The 6,365-nt window shown below is 34.3% G+C and carries 5 protein-coding genes; all 5 read left to right on the top strand.

Annotated elements, in window-relative coordinates:
- Positions 1-211: 211 nt before the first annotated feature.
- The 5 genes from ABFR62_12435 (at position 212) to ABFR62_12415 (ending at position 6,088) form a co-directional block, all read left to right on the top strand.
- The gene (locus tag ABFR62_12435) at positions 212-1,477 is read left to right on the top strand and encodes an amidohydrolase family protein (GenBank protein MEN8139231.1); all 1,266 of its coding nucleotides are present in this window, start codon (positions 212-214) and stop codon (positions 1,475-1,477) included.
- 365 nt (positions 1,478-1,842) lie between these two features.
- Positions 1,843-3,246 carry a glucuronate isomerase gene (gene uxaC, locus ABFR62_12430; GenBank protein ID MEN8139230.1) on the top strand — a complete coding sequence of 468 codons (1,404 nt, stop codon included), beginning with the start codon at positions 1,843-1,845 and terminating at the stop codon, positions 3,244-3,246.
- A gap of 70 nt (positions 3,247-3,316) precedes the next feature.
- Entirely contained in the window at positions 3,317-4,300 is a 984-nt protein-coding gene (locus ABFR62_12425) for a TRAP transporter substrate-binding protein (GenBank protein MEN8139229.1), read from the top strand.
- A gap of 1 nt (position 4,301) precedes the next feature.
- Complete coding sequence (locus ABFR62_12420) at positions 4,302-4,784, top strand: TRAP transporter small permease (protein MEN8139228.1); 483 nt, start codon at positions 4,302-4,304, stop codon at positions 4,782-4,784.
- A gap of 2 nt (positions 4,785-4,786) precedes the next feature.
- Positions 4,787-6,088 (top strand): TRAP transporter large permease, encoded by a 1,302-nt coding sequence (locus tag ABFR62_12415; protein ID MEN8139227.1) that lies wholly within the window; start codon positions 4,787-4,789, stop codon positions 6,086-6,088.
- Positions 6,089-6,365 lie beyond the last annotated feature (277 nt).

Below are 6,365 nucleotides of genomic sequence, written 5' to 3'. Positions count from 1 at the left end.
AAACCTGCACTTACAACAGTAAATCAGCATGCATTAGAAATTGGACGGGTTTCGTGTGCTATGGTTTTAAAAATGATTGAAGAGAAATCTATATCAGAATATTGCGGTATTACTAAACAAATTGATGCGGATCTTTTAATACGATCATCTACTGCGGGCTAGTGGTATATTTTAAAGTATTTAGCTTTATAAAACTGTGATAATTAAAAATATGAAAACTATTGTATTAGCTGTGTTAACTGCGTTTGCTGTTAATGCCTCTGCTCAAAGTTATAGCACTAAAAACTTTAATGAGTTGATTTCTTTTGCACGTGAGCAAAAGGTCTATAATACTCACTCCCATATGAATGTCCGTCTTGATGAGGGAGACTTTACATTGGACGTTTTATTGTATAGTTCGTATGCCGATTGGATGGGGGTTAAGCATGAAAAAAATACCGAAAGTCGAAAAAATTATATCAACAAGTTAAAACATAATTCGTATTACGTTTGGTTAGAAAAAAGTCTTCAGGAGATTTATGGATTTGATGATGAAATTTCTAGCGAAAATTGGGACGAAATTTCTGCCAAGCTTGTAGAATTACGAGATAAACAGTTTTCTGAAAAAATATTGAATGATTACTGTAAATATGAAACAGTAATTCTTGATAATTTCAAAAATCCGGGAGTGCGGGTAAACGATTCAGAGATATTTACTAAAACCTTTAGAGTAAACTCGTTTTTTTATGGTTTTAGTCCCCTTGCAAAAGATCATAATGGAAATAACTCAATTGTGTTGTATAACAATAGTAAGGAGATAAGTAATATCGATGATTATGTTAAATTTATGTACCGCGAAATTGTAAAGCAAAAAGAAGATGGTGCGGTAGCTATTAAATGTGCATTAGCATACGATCGTGGTTTAGATTTTACTGTTGTATCTAAGGAAAAAGCAGAGTTGGCTTTGTCAAAAAAGAATAAAAAAGTTACAAATCAGGAAATTAAGGACTTTCAGGATTATTTATTCTTTGAGTTGAGTAGGATAGCTGCTGAGCTTAACATGCCTTTGCAAATACATACCGGTTTAGCGAAGTTACAAAAATCGAATGCTATGCAGTTGAGGGAAGTTATTGAACTCAATCCAAAAACTAAATTTGTGTTGTTTCATGGTAGTTATCCGTGGATAGAAGATATTTTTGGATTAGCTCATAATTACCCTAATATTTATCCCGATATGTGTTGGCTTCCGTTAATTTCAACTTCTGCAGCCGAAAGATTTTTCCACGAAATAATAGAAGTAGGAGTTATTGATAAAGTAACATGGGGTGGTGATTCGTTTACGGCAGAAGAAAGTTACGGTGGTTTACTTGCCATGCAACATGTAATGGCTAAAGTACTTTCACAAAAAATAGAGGAAGGTTATATGGATATTGACGATGCAAAAGAGCTTATCAAAAAAGTACTTTATTTTAATGCAAAAGAATTATATACTAAGTAACTTTTATTCCAATTAAATTTCAGAATAATCTGTTAGATAAAAAGATACGGTGCATTTTGATGTTTAATTGAACTGTGTTGATATTTGTTTTTTTTAGTTGGTTATTAATTGTTCTATTTATAATAACACCCTCTTAAACCTATTTAATAACCACCTAATACCCACTTAGATTGCTATTATCAGTTTTCTTACTAATTATTTTTTACAAATATATTGTACAATCGATTGGCTATTGTTAGATTTGTCAATCTTGAAAATTCATGATTAGATAAGTAAAATCATTATATTTATTTACTTTTAGATGGAAGGTAAAATTCATTTAATAAAGCTAATTTTGAGTGAGAAAATATTAAAATAGTGCTACCATGAAAACCAAGGAATATATTAATGACAATTTTTTACTACAGAGCGAACAAGCAGTTCGTCTGTATCACGATTACGCAAAAAAAATGCCAATAATCGATTATCATTGTCATTTAAATCCAAAAGAAATAGCCGATAATAAGAAGTTCGATAACCTATATGATGTATGGCTTTCGGGCGATCATTACAAATGGAGAGCATTAAGAGCTAATGGAGTATCGGAAGAGTATATAACCGGAGAAAAAGATCCCAAAGATAAATTTCAGAAGTGGGCAGAAACTGTGCCTTATACTTTAAGAAACCCACTATATCACTGGACTCATATAGAGTTGAAAAATACTTTTGGCATTACAGATCTTCTTAATGATAATAATGGGGCAGAGGTTTATGATACCTGTACAAATCTTCTCAATACTGATGATTATTCTGTTCAAAATTTGATAAGAAAATCGAATGTGGAAGTTATTTGTACAACTGATGATCCTATTGACAATCTGCAATATCACAAACAAATAAAAGAAAGCGATTTCGAAGTTAAGGTTATTCCAGCATGGCGTCCCGATAAGGCAATGGCTATTGAAAAGGAAGATTTTAACACATATATAAATCAGTTATCCGAAGTTTCGGGAATTGAAATTTCAACATATTCCGATTTATTGAAGGCTCTTGAAAAACGCCATCAATTTTTTCATGAAAATGGATGTAAATTATCCGATCATGGAATAGAGGAGTTTTATGCCGATGATTATTCTGCAGAAGAAATAGAAAATATTTTTGGCAAAGCCAGAAAAGGGGAGGAGTTATCAAGTACAGAGATATTAAAGTTTAAATCGGCAATGTTGTTCGATTTTGCAGTAATGGATTACAACAAAGGATGGACTCAGCAATTCCATTACGGAGTAGTTAGAAATAACAATGAGGCAATGTTCAACAAGTTAGGTCCGGATACGGGTTACGACTCTATTGGAAGTTTTGATATTGCTAAAACTTTAAATAAATTCCTAAATAATTTAAGTTCTGCAGGTAAACTAAGCAAAACAATACTATACAATATAAATCCTGCTGATAACGACATCATTGCTACAGCAATTGCAAATTTCCAGGATGGAACAAGTGCCGGTAAAATACAGTTTGGTTCCGGATGGTGGTTTCTGGATCAAAAACAAGGGATGGAGGCACAAATGAATTCATTGTCTAATCATGGATTATTGAGTCGATTTGTAGGTATGCTTACCGATTCGCGTAGTTTCTTGTCTTACTCTCGTCATGAATATTTTCGTAGAATTCTTTGTGATATTTTAGGAGATGATATGGAAAAAGGATTAGTTCCTAATGATATGGATATGGTAGGAAAAATGGTTCAGGATATCTGCTATAATAATGCTAAAGAATACTTTAAATTTTAATAGAATTACTTAGGTAAAGACATGAATAATTTATTTGTGTCTTTGCTGTTTTGAGTGAAAAACAATAAAAATGAGAATAATAGTTAAACTGATATTATCGGTATTTATAATTTCAAGTTTTGTTTCGTGTACCCAATCAAACAAAGATGTTAAGGTATTGAAACTTGGACATGCACTGGATGTTTCGCACCCAACTCATAAAGGAATGGTTGCAATGGCCGATATCCTTGAGAAAAAATCGGGAGGAAAGATGCAGTTAAAAATATACCCCGGAGGTCAGCTGGGAGCAGAACGGCAGTGTTTAGAATTACTTCAAATCGGAGGGTTGGATGTTACCAAAGTATCGTCATCGGTAATGGAAAATTTCGCACCTAATTTTAAGGTATTGAGTTTGCCTTACATTTTTAGAGATGTAGAACATTCTCATAAAGTAGTTGATGGAAGTATTGGAGAAGAACTCCTGAATTCAGCAACCGATTACTGGCTTAAAGGTCTTTGTTTTTACGATGCCGGAGCGCGTAGTTTTTATACTATCGATAAACCTGTGTTAACTCCTGCCGATCTAGAAGGTTTAAAAATCAGGGTAATGAAAAGTTCTACACCGGTACAAATGGTAGAGTCTTTTGGAGGTGCTCCAACACCAATATCCTACGGAGAATTATATACATCGTTACAACAACGTGTTGTGGATGGTGCCGAAAATAATCCACCGAGTTTATACACATCGCACCATTACGAAGTTTGTAAACATTACTCTTTAGATGAACATGCAATGGTTCCGGATGTATTATTATTGAGCAGTCATACCTGGAAGAAATTAAACGATCAGGAGAAAAAGTGGCTTACTGAATCGGCAAAGGAATCGGTACTTGAGCAACGCAAAATTTGGAAAGATTTTGAAACAAATGCTTTGGAAACAATGATAGAGCAGGGGGTAAAAGTTTATTACCCAAACAAAGAACCTTTTGTAGAAAAAGTTCAGGGCATTTACAGAGAGTTTGAAAAGGATCCCGAAATAAAAGAATTAATTAAGAAAATTAAGGAAACAAAGTAAGATGCGAAAAGTAATAGATAAAATATTAGAACGTCTTTTAGTTGCTTTGTTAAGCATACTGGTATTGGATGTACTTTGGCAGGTAGCAAGTAGATATTTGCTATCATCGCCAAGTAATTTCACAGATGAGTTGGCTGGTTTTTTACTGATTTGGGTAACTCTTTTAGGTGCCGCCTATGCAACGGGGAAGAAACAGCATCTTGCTCTTAGTTTATTGTCTACAAAGCTAAGTTTCGAGACTAATAAAAAGCTCAATCTGCTTATTTACGGAATTACAATTGTGTTTGTTGTAGCGGTAATGATAGTAGGTGGAATATGGCTAATTTACACGCGTTTCCATCTAGGACAAATTTCGGCGGTATTACAAATACCAATAGGTTATGTATATATGATACTACCATTAAGCGGACTTTTCATTATTTATTTCTCTATCGATAATGCGATTGATGAATATAATTCAAAACAACTTTATAAAGAGCTATAGTTATGAGTTTAGGAATATTAGTACTTATTGTAACTTTTGTGATTCTATTGGTAATTGGTGTACCAATTGCATATGGATTGGGAATTGCAGCAACGTTAACAATAATGGTGAGTTTATCACCACTGGCATCGGTAACTACAATGTCTCAGGCTATAGCTGCCAGTTTAGATAGTTTCACACTTTTGGCAATACCGTTTTTCGTCTTGGCCGGACAATTAATGAATAAAGGGGGAATAGCAGTAAGGCTTATAGAATTTGCAAAGGTTTTAGTTGGACCGCTTCCGGGTGGATTAGCTTTTGTAAATATTATTGCAAATATGCTTTTTGGGGCAATTTCAGGTTCAGCAGTTGCATCGGCTTCAGCAATTGGAAGTATTATGCACCCTCGAATGACGAAGGATGGATATGACGAAAAATTCTCAGCGGCAGTAAATATTTCATCTGCTACTACAGGCTTAATAATTCCACCGAGTAATGTACTTATTGTTTACTCACTTGCAAGTGGGGGAGTGTCAATTGCTGCATTGTTTATAGCGGGTTATGTGCCGGGTATTTTAATTGGACTATTATTGATGTCCTTAGCAGCAACTATAGCTTATCGCAAAAATTATCCAAGAGCCGAAAAGGTTGGATTAAAAGTAGGAGTTAAGAAATTTTTCGATGCAATACCAAGTTTGTTTATGTTAGTGGTTGTAATCGGAGGAATAATTGCCGGTATTTTTACAGCTACCGAGGCATCAGCAATTGCAGTATTGTACGCTTTGGTATTGTCTTTTATTTATAAAGAGATTAAAGTAAGCGATATGCCTGATGTACTTTTGAAAACTATCAGTACATCATCGATAGTATTGTTTTTAGTAGGAACATCAATGGCATTGTCATGGGTTATGGCTTACGAAGATATTCCACAAACAGTAAGTTCCGGATTGTTGAGTTTGAGTGATAACCCGATTATCATTCTTCTAATAATCAACGTAATATTATTACTTGTAGGTACATTTATGGATATGACCCCCGCAATTTTAATATTCACACCAATATTTTTACCTATCGTAACAACTCAATTAGGTTTAGACCCTATCCATTTCGGTATTATTCTTATACTTAACCTCAGTGTTGGTATTTGTACCCCACCGGTTGGAACCCTGCTCTTTGTAGGCTGTAGTGTAGCCAAACTCAGGATAGAAGATGTGCTTAAACCAATGCTGCCATTCTTTGCGGTACTTATTGGTGGATTGTTAGTGATAACTTACGTGCCTGAGTTGAGTCTTTGGTTACCGAGGTTCTTTGGATTTATTGATTAGAAGTTATTTTGAATAATATGTAATACCTACTTGATTTCGGTATAATTGCCTCTGTATGATTTACTTCGTATAGAGGCAATTTTGTTTTTGGGCATGCCCTTTTGTTGAAAAAACAAAAGGTCGGGCTATACGCTATATCTTTTTGCGAAAAAGCAAAAAGGATGCCGCTTCTATCCCTCATGCGATTGGATAAATGTATCAATGAAAAAATTTTCTTTTTTCAATTGATGCATTTTCAAAACAATCGCAGAGGGCTGCGAGAGCCATCCCTCATGCG

Source organism: Bacteroidota bacterium (assembly GCA_039714315.1).
Taxonomy (GTDB): domain Bacteria; phylum Bacteroidota; class Bacteroidia; order Flavobacteriales; family JADGDT01; genus JADGDT01.
The sequence above is the reverse complement of the archived record's forward strand: the minus strand, read 5'-3'. Positions and strand labels throughout refer to the sequence as shown.

Bases quoted from the DNA above. Each gene is read 5' to 3' on its own strand.
- ABFR62_12435 (MEN8139231.1), top strand. From the start codon at position 212: ATGAAAACTATTGTATTAGCTGTGTTAACTGCGTTTGCTGTTAATGCC.
- uxaC (MEN8139230.1), top strand. From the start codon at position 1,843: ATGAAAACCAAGGAATATATTAATGACAATTTTTTACTACAGAGCGAA.
- ABFR62_12425 (MEN8139229.1), top strand. From the start codon at position 3,317: ATGAGAATAATAGTTAAACTGATATTATCGGTATTTATAATTTCAAGT.
- ABFR62_12420 (MEN8139228.1), top strand. From the start codon at position 4,302: ATGCGAAAAGTAATAGATAAAATATTAGAACGTCTTTTAGTTGCTTTG.
- ABFR62_12415 (MEN8139227.1), top strand. From the start codon at position 4,787: ATGAGTTTAGGAATATTAGTACTTATTGTAACTTTTGTGATTCTATTG.